Origin of the sequence: Aquiflexum sp. TKW24L, assembly GCF_023502205.1 — a bacterium.
Taxonomy (GTDB): Bacteria; Bacteroidota; Bacteroidia; order Cytophagales; family Cyclobacteriaceae; genus Cognataquiflexum.
In genome coordinates this window covers 17,716-33,175 of sequence record NZ_JAMFLG010000018.1, presented here as the reverse complement: position 1 = coordinate 33,175, position 15,460 = coordinate 17,716, and the positions used below count along the sequence as shown (strand labels likewise).

General features: G+C 41.0%; 13 protein-coding genes and 1 tRNA gene. 9 read left to right on the top strand and 5 right to left on the bottom strand.

The window, feature by feature from the left end:
• Positions 1–54: 54 nt before the first annotated feature.
• From M3O96_RS12905 to accC, 3 genes are read right to left on the bottom strand one after another with little or no spacing between them, the layout of a single operon-like run.
• The gene (locus M3O96_RS12905) at positions 55–630 is read right to left on the bottom strand and encodes a Maf family nucleotide pyrophosphatase (protein WP_249721032.1); all 576 of its coding nucleotides are present in this window, start codon (positions 628–630) and stop codon (positions 55–57) included.
• Entirely contained in the window at positions 627–1,928 is a 1,302-nt protein-coding gene (locus M3O96_RS12900) for a DUF1015 domain-containing protein (RefSeq protein ID WP_249721028.1), read from the bottom strand. Before M3O96_RS12900 ends, M3O96_RS12905 begins: the two co-directional genes overlap by 4 nt.
• The gene (accC, locus tag M3O96_RS12895) at positions 1,928–3,427 is read right to left on the bottom strand and encodes an acetyl-CoA carboxylase biotin carboxylase subunit (RefSeq protein ID WP_249721026.1); all 1,500 of its coding nucleotides are present in this window, start codon (positions 3,425–3,427) and stop codon (positions 1,928–1,930) included. The genes M3O96_RS12900 and accC overlap by 1 nt, the downstream gene beginning before the upstream one ends.
• 181 nt (positions 3,428–3,608) lie before the next feature.
• Between accC and M3O96_RS12890 the strand changes: the two genes are divergently transcribed.
• Both M3O96_RS12890 and M3O96_RS12885 read left to right on the top strand, forming a co-directional pair.
• Positions 3,609–4,859 (top strand): aminotransferase class I/II-fold pyridoxal phosphate-dependent enzyme, encoded by a 1,251-nt coding sequence (locus tag M3O96_RS12890; RefSeq protein ID WP_249721025.1) that lies wholly within the window; start codon positions 3,609–3,611, stop codon positions 4,857–4,859.
• A 101-nt stretch (positions 4,860–4,960) separates the two neighbouring features.
• The gene (locus tag M3O96_RS12885) at positions 4,961–5,137 is read left to right on the top strand and encodes a BF3379 family histone-like protein (protein WP_249721022.1); all 177 of its coding nucleotides are present in this window, start codon (positions 4,961–4,963) and stop codon (positions 5,135–5,137) included.
• 96 nt (positions 5,138–5,233) lie between these two features.
• Here M3O96_RS12885 and M3O96_RS12880 read toward each other — a convergent pair whose 3' ends face one another.
• On the bottom strand, positions 5,234–7,096 hold the full coding sequence (locus M3O96_RS12880) for a M1 family metallopeptidase (RefSeq protein ID WP_249721018.1): 1,863 nt from the start codon (positions 7,094–7,096) through the stop codon (positions 5,234–5,236).
• A 123-nt stretch (positions 7,097–7,219) separates the two neighbouring features.
• On the opposite strand from M3O96_RS12880, the gene M3O96_RS12875 reads away from it, so the two are divergent.
• The 6 genes from M3O96_RS12875 to M3O96_RS12850 all read left to right on the top strand — a co-directional run bounded on the left by M3O96_RS12875 (position 7,220) and on the right by M3O96_RS12850 (position 12,683).
• Positions 7,220–8,578 (top strand): NfeD family protein, encoded by a 1,359-nt coding sequence (locus M3O96_RS12875; protein ID WP_249721011.1) that lies wholly within the window; start codon positions 7,220–7,222, stop codon positions 8,576–8,578.
• Between the two features lie 32 nt (positions 8,579–8,610).
• Positions 8,611–9,810 carry an acetate/propionate family kinase gene (locus M3O96_RS12870; protein WP_249721008.1) on the top strand — a complete coding sequence of 400 codons (1,200 nt, stop codon included), beginning with the start codon at positions 8,611–8,613 and terminating at the stop codon, positions 9,808–9,810.
• An 89-nt stretch (positions 9,811–9,899) separates the two neighbouring features.
• On the top strand, positions 9,900–10,628 hold the full coding sequence (locus tag M3O96_RS12865; protein ID WP_249721007.1) for a CBS domain-containing protein: 729 nt from the start codon (positions 9,900–9,902) through the stop codon (positions 10,626–10,628).
• Between the two features lie 243 nt (positions 10,629–10,871).
• Positions 10,872–10,956: transfer RNA gene (locus tag M3O96_RS12860), tRNA-Ser, on the top strand.
• 401 nt (positions 10,957–11,357) lie between these two features.
• Positions 11,358–11,927, top strand: coding sequence for a Crp/Fnr family transcriptional regulator (locus M3O96_RS12855; protein WP_249721005.1), 570 nt, complete (start codon positions 11,358–11,360; stop codon positions 11,925–11,927).
• 72 nt (positions 11,928–11,999) lie between these two features.
• Positions 12,000–12,683 (top strand): hypothetical protein, encoded by a 684-nt coding sequence (locus M3O96_RS12850; RefSeq protein ID WP_249721004.1) that lies wholly within the window; start codon positions 12,000–12,002, stop codon positions 12,681–12,683.
• Positions 12,684–12,930: 247 nt separating this feature from the next.
• Here the strand turns inward: M3O96_RS12850 and M3O96_RS12845 are convergent, their stop codons facing one another.
• Positions 12,931–13,215, bottom strand: coding sequence for a DUF2019 domain-containing protein (locus tag M3O96_RS12845; RefSeq protein WP_249721002.1), 285 nt, complete (start codon positions 13,213–13,215; stop codon positions 12,931–12,933).
• A 460-nt stretch (positions 13,216–13,675) separates the two neighbouring features.
• Between M3O96_RS12845 and M3O96_RS12840 the strand changes: the two genes are divergently transcribed.
• Positions 13,676–15,244, top strand: a complete 1,569-nt coding sequence (locus tag M3O96_RS12840) for a M81 family metallopeptidase (protein WP_249720999.1) — start codon at positions 13,676–13,678, stop codon at positions 15,242–15,244.
• Positions 15,245–15,460: the final 216 nt, after the last annotated feature.

The following is a 15,460-nucleotide window of genomic DNA, read 5'->3' as shown; positions in this document are numbered from 1 at the left end:
AAGCCAATATCTGATTCAGCATAAAAGTCCGCGAATTTCATTTGCGGACTTTTTTTACCAATTTTTTAGCACATCATAGACCAAATGAATGGGAAGTCCCATTACAGTAAAATAAGAACCTTCAATTTTCTCCACTCCTACAAATCCGATCCACTCTTGAATACCATATGCCCCGGCTTTATCAAAAGGCCTAAAATTGGATATGTAGTAGTCGATTTCTGTATTTGACAATTCTTTGAAAAATACTTTTGCAGTATCTGAAAGGGTCAATGTTTTTTCTTTACTCAAAAAAGTTATCCCTGTGGATACAAGATGCGATTTTCCTGAAAGGGCGTAAAGCATATTAAAGGCATCTGCTTCATCTACAGGTTTTCCTAAAATCTTCCCATCCAAGATGACGACTGTGTCTGAGGTAAGGACAATTTGACTAGGTTCGATTTCTTCTTGAAAGGCTACTGCTTTCTTTGCTGACAAATATCCGGCGACATCAGATGGATGCAGATCGGTTGGGAAATCTTCTTTAATATCCTTTATCCTGACTTCAAATTCAATACCTAATCCCTTCAACAACTCTTTTCTCCTGGGAGATTGGGAAGCAAGAATGAGTTTGTAAGTACCTAAGTCAATCATGGCAAAAATGCTTGGTATGGAAACTTGAATTCGTCTTCATTTACCGAGGCAAACAACAATCCTGAAACTGTTTTGGGATAGAAATAGGTGGATTTTTGAGGCATCAAAAATCCTGTTTTGCAAACTTCCAAGACCTGTGACATAGAAACTTCTTTGGTAATAACCGCAAAATCAGCTGAACCCTCTCCTACTCTTCCTATACATCTTCTCAGGTTTCTTTCATATTCCAATTTTTCCGAAAAACGTTGTTCTTCCATTTTGATTCCCAAAACTTTTTCAATGAAAAAATAATGGAGCACCATTAGGTCTACCGATTTGACAAGATCAGGAATGGCTAAATCAAATTCATTGAATTTTTCGGGCCGCAGCCTAATTTTATAGGCACTTTCTTTGAATACCAACCCAAATGCCCATTGTTTATTCAAAATCAATTCTGAAATCTCATCCGAATCATCGACTTTTCTTATTGTAAACCATTCCTCTGTTTTTGTAAGAATGTCATTCTCTGAAAGCGGAATTCCCATAAATAGCCTATGGGTCGGAAGTATTCTCAAATCCTTCGAATGAGCATTTGTAAAATACATCAAATGATAATTGTATGCCTCTCTTCCAGTATGATCAGGATTGGAAGAAGTCATTTCCTCTCTGTATTTAATGGCTGCCTCATACCTGTGATGGCCATCAGCGAGAATGATGGACTTAGCCGCAATCAATTCCTTGAAAATTTTAATGGTAGGCAGGTCATGAATCACTGACAACACCTCTCGCACACCTTGATAATCTTCCACATCATAAATCGGATCCTGAATTGCCATGTCCATGTAAGGTTCCAACAAATGCATTGGGTCTTCATAAAGACCATGTGTAGGACTAGGTTGAAATTGCGTGGATTTCAACATTTCCACTCGGTCATTGACAGATTTTGGTATGGTGTTCTCATGTCTAAGTACCACGCCTTCTTTCCAATCATAAGCCTGGATCTGCGCAATAAATCCTTTTCTGCATGATTCTTTCTCTTCCCCTGGCAATTTGAAATATTGGTAATAAACATAGATTCCCGGTATCTGATCATGGGAAATCACAGCTTCTTGTTTCCATTTTTCAAGTTGGTCTTTCGCCATGAGGGCAGGATGTTCTCCCAAAGGAACAGACAAATGGATGCTGTTATGGGGATTTTCATATAGAACTTGCCTTTGTTTTTGGGAAACAACATCAAAGAGCGGAGAAATCAAATCCTCCATCTTGTCTTTGAGTCTATCATGATACCGCCATGCTTTAATCGGTAGAATTTCAGCCATCAGATCAACCTGTTTTTCCAGTTGGTTTTGCTTCCGGTCAATTGGCTATCGGGGGACACCTTCAGGCTCGATTTATTTTTTTCAAAAATATCTACAGCAAGAGCTGCCAAAAGAATCAGCTCCTCCTCTTTCCATTGAATGTCCAATTTGTCAGGTGAAAAGTATTTTTCCACAAACTTTGTATCAAAATCCCCGGACTTAAATGACTGATGCTCTAATACAAAGCGACAAAATCCCAAAGTAGTCTCAATACCGGTAATCTGATAGTCATCTATTGCCCTTACCATTCTCTGAATGGCTTTATCCCTACTTCCATCATGAACGATCAGCTTGGCGATCATCGGATCATAATAGATCGGAATATCCATTCCCTGCTCGAATCCATCATCCACCCTTATTCCCGGGCCCTGCGGCCTGATGTAAGTTTGAAGTTTGCCTATATCAGGGAGGAAGTTATTTCTAGGATCTTCAGCGTATACCCTGATTTCAAGAGAGTGACCATTGATCGTCAAATCTTCTTGTTTGAAAGAAAGAGGTTTTCCTTCTGCAACTAAAATCTGTTCTTTTACCAAATCTTTTCCTGTGATCATTTCTGTGACAGGATGCTCAACCTGGAGCCTAGTATTCATTTCAAGAAAATAAAAATCCAGGTTTTCATCCACAATAAACTCGACAGTCCCCGCTCCATAATAATTACAAGCTTTGGCGACCAAGACGGCAGCCTCACCCATCGCCTTTCGCATCTCAGGAGCAACGACCGCAGATGGTGCCTCTTCGATTACTTTTTGATGTCGTCTTTGGATGGAGCATTCCCGCTCAAATAAATAAACTACGTCTCCTTGTTGGTCTCCCAAAACCTGTATTTCAATATGTCTTGGTGAGGTGATGTATTTTTCGATAAAAACCGCACCATCCCCAAAAGCAGATTGCGCTTCTGATATTGCCCGGTTCATCTGTTCTTCAAATTCGGATTCATCTTCCACGATCCTCATTCCTTTCCCGCCACCGCCTGCGCTTGCTTTGATCAAGATGGGATAGCCTACTTCTTTGGCTTTTTGTTTTGCTGCCGGAATACCACTGATCGCATGGTCAGTTCCGGGAACCATTGGGATGCCGTATTTCAATACCGCGTTTTTTGCGGCTAGTTTACTCCCCATAACCTCAATCGATTCGGGCGATGGCCCCACAAATATGATCCCGGCCTCAGTAACTTTTTTGGCAAAAGCGGCATTTTCAGAAAGAAATCCATAACCCGGGTGGATTGCGTCAACGCCCATTGCTTTGCTTACTTCGATAATTTTATCGCCCAAAAGATACGATTGGTTGGATGGTGGAGGCCCCAAGCAAACCGCTTCATCAGCAAATTTAACATGGGGAGAATTGCGGTCGGCCTCGCTGTAAACTGCTACGGTTTTGATACCCATTTCTTTGGCAGTCCGCATGATCCTAAGGCTAATTTCTCCTCGGTTGGCTACCAAAAGTTTTTTGATTTTATACATAATTGGGTTTATTTCTTAAAAAAAACGATTCCTGCGAAGTAAGTAAATTAATGTGAGTTAGTAAAAGAATATTTGAATTGGAATTGGCTTTTTGCAAGGATGGACAATTTTTGTTAGTTTTGCCAAATTTGATGGACGACAAATCCATTCACAGTATTGTAAAACTTAAAAGTATTTAGCCTTGGATTTATTCGCAAAATTACAAACCAACCTTGGCCCTTTGGGCAAGCACTCAGAGCTTGCAGAAGGCTATTTCGCATTTCCAAAATTAGAAGGAGAAATCGCCCCTAGGATGAAATTTATGGGTAAGGAAGTCTTGACCTGGAGTCTAAACAACTACCTCGGTCTCGCCAACCATCCCGAAGTGAGAAAAGCTGATGCCGATGCGGCTGCGAAATGGGGAGCTGCTTATCCAATGGGGGCAAGAATGATGTCAGGTCAGACGGACCTTCATGAGCAGTTGGAAAGAGAACTTGCGGCATTTGTTGGCAAAGAGAGCGCTTACCTGCTCAATTACGGTTATCAAGGCATCATGTCTGTCATCGATTCTATTTTGGATAGAAAAGATGTGGTGGTATATGACAGTGAATGCCATGCCTGCATCATTGATGCATTGAGGATGCATTTAGGAAAAAGATATGTATTTCCACACAATGATATAGAAAGTTGCGAGAAGCAATTACAAAGAGCCACCAAGCTTGCTGAAGAAACCGGCGGCGGGGTCTTGGTCATTACCGAAGGCGTATTCGGTATGACCGGAGATCAAGGCAGATTGGCTGAAATCGTTGCCTTGAAGAAAAAATTTGAATTCAGACTTTTGGTTGACGATGCACATGGATTTGGAACCTTGGGAAAAACAGGCGCAGGAGCAGGTGAAGAGCAGGGTGTACAGGATCAGATAGATTTGTATTTCTCCACTTTCGCAAAGTCTATGGCTTCTATCGGAGCATTTATTGCAGGGGAAAAACATGTCATTCAATTCCTTAAATACAACATGAGGTCTCAGATATTTGCCAAATCATTGCCAATGCTTTTAGTAGAAGGAGCATTAAAAAGACTGGATTTGATCAGAACCCAACCGGAATTGAAAGAAAATCTTTGGAAAATCGTCTATGCTTTAAGAAATGGATTGAAAGAAAAAGGATTCAGCACCGGAAAGTCTAATTCGCCTGTAACTCCAGTAGTATTGAACGGCACTATCGGTGAAGCAGCCACATTGACAAGGGATTTGAGAGAAAACTACAATATTTTCTGCTCGGTAGTCATCTATCCTGTAATTCCAAAAGGAATGATTATCCTTAGATTGATCCCAACAGCAGTACATACCATTGAAGATGTCAATGAAACAATTGATGCTTTCGAAGCTGTAAAAGACAAACTAACAAGCGGTTATTATAGAAATACTGAAATGGCGATGTCATTTGGAGAATAATTAAAGGCAAAAAAGGGCTTTATTCTGTTGTTTTATAAACAATTTAGCTATATTGACCGCACAAATAAACTTATCATCAACCTTAAAAACTGACTTTTAATATGAGCAGATTTAGCGAACTAAAAGATCTCGTCCTTGGACTTGAAGGAGATTTTGAAAAATTCTATGACAAAGGCAATCAAGCAGCAGGCACCCGTGTGAGAAAAGGTATGCAGGATCTTAAAAACTTGGCCCAGGACATCCGTACTGAAGTACAAGAGAAGAAAAACGCAGAGTAATTCAAGAAATAAAAAAAGATGCTAAAAAGCATCTTTTTTTATTGTAATCATCAAGTAGAAATGCCTTCAAAGTGAATATTTTGAAGGCTTTTTTTATTACTTTTTCTCAAGCATCGTGGTAACATCCACTTTATTGTTAGCTCGGTTGACATCTGCCAATCTTAGACTCGGGTCTATCTCCACTGATTTAATTGTAGAAATAGGTCGGGCTAGTTGAACCTCCTGTGTAAAATTCGTCCAAGGCCATCTTTGTGTCATTACCCTTGATGGCATCCCTTTTTCTTCAGGCTTATTCCCTCGTTGAATTACCAAAGGTAAATAAATCATTTCCTGTGTCCCGTCGGTATAAGTGACGACAACATCCAATGGCATTGGCATCAAGCCAACCCTTTCCAATGTAATTTTGGTTTGATTGTCTACAGCTTCTACAGATTTGACTCCGTAATCAATTGTTTTGGTGGAGGCGATGAAATAATCATAATACCAATCCAATTCTAATCCGCTTGTTTTTTCCATCACACGGATGACATCATGGCCATTGGGATGCATGTATTTCCAATCATTCCAAAGCTTGATCATGGCTTTATCAAAGTTTTCCTTTCCGATGACATAGATAAGCTGCTCTACGAAAACCGCTCCTTTATTGTAGGTCCCAGGTCCATAAGCTGAATTAAGGTTATAATGATCACCGTGCGTGGTCAAAGGCTCTTCGTATCCGGCCTTTGCTAACCTGAAATAAGACGTATAAGCCCCATTCTGTACAAATTTATCTTCTTTGAGAAAAACAGCATCCATCACTACACTAGTGCCCCAAGTTGTAAATCCCTCATCCAACCATGGTTCTGATGACTCATTGAAACCGAGGACACCGTAGTACCAACTGTGGATAAGCTCATGCACCGTGACACCCACTAAGCTCTGCAATCCTCTATGGCCAGTGATCAAAGTGGACATTGGGTACTCCATGCCTCCGTCACCACCTTGTACCACTGAATATTGCTCATACAGATATTTACCAAAATTATCACTCATATATTGGATCGCATCAACGGTATATCCTTTAAGCTTTCCCCAGTTTTCTTCGGTTTTATCATTTTTGACATAGAGAAAATGAACCATAGGCCCATCATTCATTTTTACTTTTTCATGCGTGTACTTGGGATCTGCTGCCCACATAAAATCATGGACATTGGGGGCAATAAAGTGCCAAGTGAGATTTTTCCCTTTTGCAACCGGGACTGTCACTCCTTCGTCTTCATAGCCATGACCGATCTGATTGGCGTTTTGCAAGTACCCGGTCCCACCTAGAATGTAGGTTTTGTCTATGGTGATTTTAACATCAAAATCCCCAAAGTTGCCATAGAATTCTCTACCTACATAAGGGTTGGCATGCCATCCCCTCCGGTCGTAGGCGGCCATTTTAGGGTACCATTGAGACATAGAGTATCGGATACCCTCGGCATTGTCCCTGCCTGCTCTTCTGACCTGAAGAGGAACTTGGCCCTCAAACTCCATGTCAAAAACAACGGTCTGTCCAGGTAAGATGGGTGTATCCAAATTCACTTCCAAGATGGTCTCAACATGCTCAAAACCAACCTTCTTTCCATTCATCGTAAGGTTATTAACTTTTAATATTCCGATTTCGGATGGAGATAGCTTTTGGATTCTGTCCATTACCCGTCTATCCGGATCGGGAATAGTTCTCGAGCGAACATCCATCATGCTGTTTGGCTGGAAAGCATTGAAATAAAGGTGGTAAAATGCACGTGTCAAAGTATCGGGGGAATTGTTGGTATAATGTAATTTTTGGTTACCCTGATAAGTATTATTTTCCACATTCATGGTTACCTCCATGATATATTTGACTTTTTGTTGCCATCGGTCGCTTTGGGCGTGGGTGAGATTGAAAGCAAATAATAAAGCAAATATTGATACTGATAAACTGAATCCTTTAATCATAATTTAATTGTTTTGACTCTAAATTAAGGCAAAAACATTTTCACCCACAAACCAACGATATAATTTAGGTTTAACACTTGTAATGGAATATTTGGTATATTCAAAATTCAATTAGCATTCGACATGAAATCCCTTTTAACATCAATTTCAATAGTAATTATTCTCCTTTTTCAAGTAGCTGAGGCTTTTTCCCAAAATGATCTTTCCAAGGAAAAAAAGAAAATCTATGTCTTTAAGATTGATGACAATATCGATCCAAGGATGAACCGAAAAGTAAAATTGGCTTTAGAAGAAGCCAAAAATCAATCCGCGGTCATGGTGATTATCGAGATGGATACTTATGGCGGGGCTGTAAATGATGCCGACGATATCCGGACGATGATCTTGGAATCTGAAATACCTATACATGTCTGGATTAATAAAGACGCAGCTTCAGCGGGCGCATTGATTTCTATTGCTTGTGACAGCATCTATATGGCTCCCGGTGGAAGCATTGGAGCTGCTACCGTTGTAATGGGTGGCGGGGGCGAGGCCGCTCCTGACAAATACCAATCTTACATGCGCTCCATGATGCGCAGTACTGCGGAAGCAAAAGGTAGAAATCCCAAAATCGCTGAAGCGATGGTGGACGAAAAGATAGAAATTGAGGGAGTCAGTGAAAAAGGTTCAGTCATTACATTCTCCGTATCTGAGGCTATCAAAAATGGGTTTTGCGAGGGAGAAGTTGATTCTATCGAAAAGGTAATCGAAAAACAAGGTATCTCCGACTATGAGATCATTGAGCAGACTACGTCCACGGTAGAATCGGTTATTTCTGTTTTTCTAAATCCAGCAGTAAGCGGTTTTTTGATCCTCATCATCTTTGCAGGCATCTACTTCGAATTACAGACTCCGGGAGTGGGTTTTCCTTTAGCAGCTTCGATCACTGCAATTATTCTTTATTTTATCCCCTATTACCTCAGCGGCTTGGCCGAAAATTGGGAGATTGCTGTCTTTGTCGTAGGGTGCGTATTGTTGTTGGTAGAAATCTTTGTGATACCCGGGTTTGGTATTTTTGGAATTCTTGGGATTCTTGGGATATTGACTGGATTGACCTTAGGCATGATTCCAAATGATGCCTTTGATTTCTCTTTTGTACCTGCCGGTGATTTGTTTGTGGCATTGCTAACTGTAATTCTGGCTGCCATTGCAGCTTTGGTTTTAATCTTCTTTTTGGCACCCAAAGTCAATAAATGGGGAGCTTTTAGCACTATTGCATTGTCCACTACCCAACAGCGTTCAGCAGGGTATACATCTTCAATCTACGAAAACAGCCTTTTGGGCAAAGAGGGAGTTGCCAATACCCGACTGATGCCAAGCGGAAAAGTAGTGATCGAGGATGAAATGTATGATGCTTATTCTAGGGGTGAATTCATCGATCAGGGTGAAAAAATCAAAGTGATCAGTACTGAAGGGACTTCTTTGAAAGTGAAGAAAATCTAGAGTGGTTAATTGGTTATTAAGTTATATTGAAAATGAAAATTCTTGTTTTAAACTCGGGCAGCAGTTCCCTGAAATACCAACTTTTTGAAATGCCAAACGAATCCCCGCTTTGCAGTGGATTAGTGGATAGAATAGGTTTGGACAATGCCACTCTGACCCATAAGCTTTATGTAAATGGCTCGGAAGAAGTCTTCAAAATCCAGCAGGAAATCAAAGATCATGAGGCTGGTCTTTTGGCTGTCACCGACTTGTTGATTGATGCCAAAAAAGGCGTTCTATCAGATATGGATGAAGTCAAAGCAATTGGTCACCGTGTTGTCCACGGAGGTGAGCAGTTTGCTTCCACCACCCTAATCACTGAGGAAGTCAAAAATAAAATTGAGGAATTGTTCGCATTGGCTCCTCTGCACAATCCACCTAATCTGATTGGAATCACAGTTGCCGAAAGCGTTTTTCCTTTGGCAAAACAAGTTGCGGTTTTTGATACCGCTTTCCATCAGACCATGCCGCCAAGGGCTTTTCGCTCAGCGATTCCTAAAGAAATGTACAGCCAAATGGGAATCCGTGCCTATGGATTCCATGGCAGCAGCCACCAATATGTATCGAGAAAAGCTACTGAGTATCTCAAAATACCTGAATCCAAAATTATCACCATCCACCTCGGTAATGGCAGCAGCATGACCGCAATCAAAGGCGGCAAATCCATAGACCACTCTATGGGACTGGGTCCGATGGGGGGCTTGGTGATGGGAACGAGAAGCGGAGATATCGATCCTTCGATCATTTTCCACCTAATCAATGAAAGGGGTTTTACTTCCAAAGAAGTCAATGACATACTAAATAAAAAGAGCGGCCTACTCGGCCTTTGTGGATTCAGCGATATGCGGGATGTCAAACAGGCAATAAAGGATGGGAAAGAAGATGCTTCACTCGCCTACGAACTTTATGCTTACCGCATCCAAAAATATATCGGAACATTTACCGCGGCCTTGAATGGTCTCGATGCTATCATTTTCACCGCCGGCATCGGGGAAAACGATTCAGACATGAGGGCTGCCGTTTGTCAGAATATGGAATTTTTTGGAATCTATTTGGATCAAGAGAAAAATTCAAAAAGGAGCTCAGACATCAGAGAAATCAATACAAAAGGAGCCAAAGTAAAAATCCTCATTATCCCAACAAATGAAGAATTGGAAATTGGGCAACAGACATATGAATTGGTAAAGGGATAATGGTTATTTGGTTAATTGGTTAAAGTAAAAAGTTAGAGGTTAGAGGTAAAAAAAAAGAATGCAGAGAGGTTGAATAAAATTGGATTTTTATGGAAATGAGCAATGCTGACCGGTTTTTAGAAGCCTTCAATGCTATCGAAAATTTCTTAAGGAGAAATTTAGAAGCAAGGAATTTTGTGAGTTACTTCAATTTGGTGGATGACATGAGTGAAACCAACCTCATTATACGCCAATACCGTGACCAACTAAGGCTATTTGGAAATCTCCGAAATGCCATCATTCATTCTGAAAGAAAACAAGGCAAACCAGTAGCGGACCCTAGGGAAGATGTGGTTCTGGAAATAGAAAAAATCTCAGCCTTTCTGATGAATCCTCCCCTTGTATCCCAACATTTTTTGACTGATGTATTTTCTGTAGCTCCAGAGGATAGTTTGGTTACTGTGCTGCAGACTCTTGTAGAAAAGGATTTTTGCCAAGCTCCCATCATTCAGGATGGTTTTGTTTTAGGTTTGATCAATTTTGAGGCGATTGCAAGGTGGATGGCCGAATTAACCAAAACTCCTGAACCCCTAAAGCTTTTCAAGGATTCTTATGTCAAAGATATTATCACCAAGACCCTCAAACTCAAGAATTACAGGATCATTAAAAAAGAAACAGATTTTGTGACAGCAAGGGAATATTTTGTAGAAAGTCTTGGCAATCCGCATCCTGCTGAAGCATTGTTGATCACTGAAAATGGAAGAAGGGATGAACCAATCATCGGCATCATCACCATTAGTGAGGATTTGGAAAAGATTATTGAGGTCCTGAGGAGGTGACGAATTAAGATTGGTTATTTGGTTAATGGTTATTTGGTTATTGGTACTGGGTTGTTTGATTAAATGATTGTGCGGGGAAAATTGTAGGATTGTAAGGAAGTGAAAAAATCAAAAAAAATAATAAATCAGAAAATCAGGAGATTAGCCATTGACAAAGGCATTTTGGAAAGGTGGGGTTTGCAATTTCAAAGTTAAGGCATACATTTGGAATCCGTAAATGACCAATCCGTTTTACAAACAAATAGAGGAGTGGCAGAGTGGTCGATCGCGGCGGTCTTGAAAACCGTTGTACCGTGAGGTACCGGGGGTTCGAATCCCTCCTCCTCTGCACTTTAAAGCCTGGCTCATGCCAGGCTTTTTGCGTTTGAGAACTCGGGAGCTACCCAACAACCTGGCCCTTCGCTATAACAGTCCCCCGGACTGTTATTTAACGCTCAGTCCTCTCCTCCTCTTCACTTTAAAGCCTGGCTCATGCCGGGCTTTTTGCGTTTGAAAACTCGGGAGCTACCCTGCAACCTGGCCCACACTCCCCCGGACTGTTATTTAACGCTCAGTCCTCTCCTCCTCTGCATTTTAAAGCCTGGCTGATGCCAGGCTTTTTGCGTTTGAGATTCGGAGATGATTGATTTATCAATTCATTTTAAATTTCTCCCTCTCCCATTATGACCATTATTTTAAGGAAACTTCGATCAACTTATTGATTTCAAACAGAATCCGTTAATTTGGACTATGCATCCTATTCTAAAATCTTACTTTCAGGACCTAATCCAAATCGACGAGGAAAAACTTGAGTCTTTGTCTCCTTTCTTCAAAGAAAAAACAGTCAAAAAAAATGAATTTTTACTTCGCGAGGGAGAGGTTTGCAAATTCAATTATTTTGTCCTTTCGGGATGCCTGCGCTTATTTTCGGTAAACAAGGAAGGACTAGAAAATACAAGATACATTGCCTTTGAAGGGAAATTCGGCACTTCCTTTACAAGTCTGATCACCGGGGATCCCTCTATCGAATACATCCAAAGCCTGGAAAAATCCACAATACTTACGATAAATAAAGATGACTTTTTCTACTTGGTAGAAAATGAACCGGCAGTAAACAAAATCTACAGAAATATCCTCGAATCGGCCTACATCACCACCCAAAAGCGAATTTATGACCTTCAAGGAAGTGATAGCTTGAACCGTTTGAAATGGTTGCTCAAACAACAGCCGAGAATTTTCAATAGGCTTTCCAATAAAGTAATCGCAAGCTATCTGGGAATTACCCAATATACCTTGAGCCGACTGAAAGCCAATCTCTAAAAGTCAAAACGTTGATATAGAGCAACTTTTTTTTGTTTCTGATTGCTGAGCTTTGCATATAAAAAAAAACTTATGCAAAGTTTGACCAAAACCCCCGCCCATCACTTATCCTGTCTTTTACTCGTTTTCCTTTTGTCAGGAATTTTGCAATCTGTAAGCGCTCAGGAATTTCTACCCAAAGTTCCCACCCCTGTGGAATTTATGGTTGGAAACAACAGGATGTTTTTCCAAATGGTAGTCAAGAAAAAGTTTTCACCTGAGAGTAAATTTGGTTTTTTGAGTGTGTCCTCATTATCGGCAAGCTATGACAATAACAAAGAGGATTTGGACTTGGCTATGCCCGTATTGATCAACTATAATATTTACAAAGGATTTGGACTAGTAGGAGGAACTTCAATCAATAATGCTGTCGGTTTTGCTCCTCTATTGGGTGCACAGCATTCCTTTGCCAACAAAGAATGGGTGGCGGTGACGGTTGCTTCGGCATTCCTTCATTCAAAAAGAAACGTAGAACTTTTTGGGATCTATGAATACAAGCCTTCCCTAAGTCCCAAAACAAGTTTGTATACGAGAGTTCAGTTCCTATATATCCACAGCACACGGGACAACCTCCATGCAAGGAGTTTTCTCCAGCTAAGGGCGGGATTGAAAATGAATGCGCTAAATTTTGGTTTGGGAGCCAATTTGGACCAATATGGTCCCGAAAAGCGTTTCAAACCAAATTATGGGGTATTTGTGGGTTGGGCCTTTCAATAAAGACAATTAAAATTCAGATCATAAAAACCTGATTCCCGTGCTTTTTCAAACCAACTTCGACAAACAGTCCGCCGCGGCGGAGCGAAATAATTTTAGCCCCGAGCAAGGTGCTTCTCTGAATTTTATTCTCACACCTCACTCCATGCACCGCAGCTTTGGGTAAGGAAAATAGAAGTTTTTGGTTTTTGGGAGAATAAAGGCAAAGTAAGGGATTGGGTTTACACCAAAAACAGGTATGGTTGAGAACTCACAGCAAATTTAAATTTCCTTGTTTCCATAAATCCAATGTAGTTTTTGTTGACAACCCTGTAATAGAGGTTGAATTAGATAAATTCTTCAATGCTTTTTCCGCTGTATCTGGAAAAACTTTAAGTGAAAAAGTAGCTGCCCAAAGCCTAACATTTTCATCGGATTCACCTAACAACTCGCTAAATAAGTCCACCTGATTACATTCCCTTGCTTTAATGTATAAGGCCTGAATCTTTTTATGAAGCTTATTTGCCTTTTTGAAGTCTCCTTTGGTTAATGCCATCCCATGTTCAAAAGCTTCACTTAAAAAACATCCTTTATTTCATCCCTTGTCATCATGCAGTCCATCCATATCATTTTAATTCTTCAATACCATTTTAATATTGCTTCTAAAAACCCTTTCTTGGGGTAGTCAAACGCCTAATCCTAGTACTGGGTCAAATCTGTGATTCCACACCACCTAGGTGTAGTTTAACGATGGATACTTCGACCGAGTGAATTTGTAATTCCACCCTTTTATCTTTCCCATCCACGACAATTGTCGGGATGCAATTGGCTTTCTAACCAAACCCACTAATCGAAAGATAATCCTCGGCAATTTGAATTACAAACTCTACTAAATAAAAAGGTGTTTGATCCAATTGAATTTTTCCTGATTCCAAATTTGTAGCAGCGGTCCCTTCTCTTGTGATATTTTTTAGTATTATAGTAACTCTATACAACGCAAACTTTCCATTTACACCATGAAACTGATAAAACCAATTTTCCCAATTTTCATATTCCTCCTTATTCTCTTGATTGGTTGCAGCCCAAAATTAACTCCTGATGATTTGCCGCGCATTGGCATTGCCGGAATCGCCATTGAGTCGAGCACATTTTCACCGGCTGTCAGTGAAATCGACGCCTTCAAGGTCAGTCGGGGCGAGGAGATTTTTAATTTGTATCCATTTTTCTCCCCTGATTCCGTCAACCGCAACCGTGCTGTATGGCTACCGGCGCTTTATGCGAGAGCTCTACCGGGCGGAGCGGTCACACGCGAAACATATGAATCCTTGATCACGGAGATGTTGGATTCCTTGCGAAAAAATGCGCCTTATGACGGACTTTTTTTTGATATCCATGGCGCCATGAGCGTAGTCGGATTAGATGATCCAGAGGGCGATCTCATCATGAGGATCAGGGAAGTAATCGGCACCGAAACGGTGATTTCCACTTCTATGGACCTTCATGGAAGCGTCTCACCAAGGTTGGCAAAGCATACTGATTTGATTACCTGTTACCGATTGGCACCACATGAGGATGCCATGGAATCCAAAAAAAGGACGGTAGACAATCTTCTGGAACGCTTAGAAAAAGGCTTGGGAAAACCTTCCTACAAGGCTTGGGTGGCCGTACCGATTTTGTTGCCTGGTGAAAAAACGAGTACACGGATTGACCCTGCAAAGAGTCTATATTCCAAAGTAGCCCCTGCGGCAGATCAGGAAGGTGTCACTGATGCGGGAATTTGGATTGGCTATGCCTGGGCGGATGAACCGAGGAATCAAGCTTACGTCATGGTGACCGGAGATGATGGAGAATTGGTAAAGAAAACAGCAGGCGACCTTGCCAAGAGCTTTTGGGATGTCAGGCATGAGTTTGATTTTATTGCCCCAACAGCTACTTTGGAAGAAAGCCTTGATAAAGCGGTAACAAGCGATAAGCGACCCTACATCATCAGCGACATGGGAGATAATCCCACAGCGGGTGGTGCGGGTGATGTCACTTGGACCTTGAATGAGATTTTGACGCGGCCTGAATTCAAATCTGAAGATGGACCTTCTCTCATCTATGCCTCCATTCCTGGGCCGGAGTTTGTTGAAAAAGCAGTAGCTGCCGGGGTTGGTAACAAGGTAGAAGGATATGCCGGTGCCAAGGTGGATTCCCGTTTTTCCCCACCGGTTTTTCTTTCGGGCATAGTGACTTCTATTGTCCATGGGGATCAGCATGCGATCTCTGAAGCGGTCGTCAAAGTCGGGAGTGTTTCAGTGATTGTGACCAAAAAGCGAAAGCCCTATCATTTGGAATCTGACTTCACCAGACTTGGTTTGGACCCATGGCAAACTGATGTGGTGGTGGTGAAAATTGGCTATTTGGTTCCCGAACTCTACGACATGAGGGGAGATTGGATCATGGCACTTACTCCTGGAGGTGTGGATCAGGATTTGGAAAGGATGGAATTTAAGCGGATCAATAGACCGATGTTTCCTTTTGACAGGAAAATGTCAGATCCTGACCTCAGCCCAAAACTTATTCCCTTGTCACATGAAAAGTAAGATTAGCATTTGAAAATTAGGACCTGACAGACTTGCAAATTCAATTTCAAAAAGGAAAATACCAACGCTAATTATTAAAGAAAAAACTTCCTATTCAGTTTATTTACAATAAGTTACAAAAGGGCTTCTTTCACAGAATTAATAAAGAAATTTGGGCAAAATTGGAATTGGTTAATTGTTGTTGACATTGATCAAATAAAATTTTGTTAGAGCTAT

Bases quoted from the DNA above. Each gene is read 5' to 3' on its own strand.
- M3O96_RS12840 (WP_249720999.1), top strand. From the start codon at position 13,676: ATGAAACTGATAAAACCAATTTTCCCAATTTTCATATTCCTCCTTATT.
- M3O96_RS12850 (WP_249721004.1), top strand. From the start codon at position 12,000: ATGCAAAGTTTGACCAAAACCCCCGCCCATCACTTATCCTGTCTTTTA.
- M3O96_RS12875 (WP_249721011.1), top strand. From the start codon at position 7,220: ATGAAATCCCTTTTAACATCAATTTCAATAGTAATTATTCTCCTTTTT.
- M3O96_RS12880 (WP_249721018.1), bottom strand. From the start codon at position 7,096: ATGATTAAAGGATTCAGTTTATCAGTATCAATATTTGCTTTATTATTT.
- accC (WP_249721026.1), bottom strand. From the start codon at position 3,427: ATGTATAAAATCAAAAAACTTTTGGTAGCCAACCGAGGAGAAATTAGC.
- M3O96_RS12885 (WP_249721022.1), top strand. From the start codon at position 4,961: ATGAGCAGATTTAGCGAACTAAAAGATCTCGTCCTTGGACTTGAAGGA.
- M3O96_RS12865 (WP_249721007.1), top strand. From the start codon at position 9,900: ATGGAAATGAGCAATGCTGACCGGTTTTTAGAAGCCTTCAATGCTATC.
- M3O96_RS12905 (WP_249721032.1), bottom strand. From the start codon at position 630: ATGATTGACTTAGGTACTTACAAACTCATTCTTGCTTCCCAATCTCCC.
- M3O96_RS12845 (WP_249721002.1), bottom strand. From the start codon at position 13,215: ATGGCATTAACCAAAGGAGACTTCAAAAAGGCAAATAAGCTTCATAAA.
- M3O96_RS12870 (WP_249721008.1), top strand. From the start codon at position 8,611: ATGAAAATTCTTGTTTTAAACTCGGGCAGCAGTTCCCTGAAATACCAA.
- M3O96_RS12900 (WP_249721028.1), bottom strand. From the start codon at position 1,928: ATGGCTGAAATTCTACCGATTAAAGCATGGCGGTATCATGATAGACTC.
- M3O96_RS12855 (WP_249721005.1), top strand. From the start codon at position 11,358: ATGCATCCTATTCTAAAATCTTACTTTCAGGACCTAATCCAAATCGAC.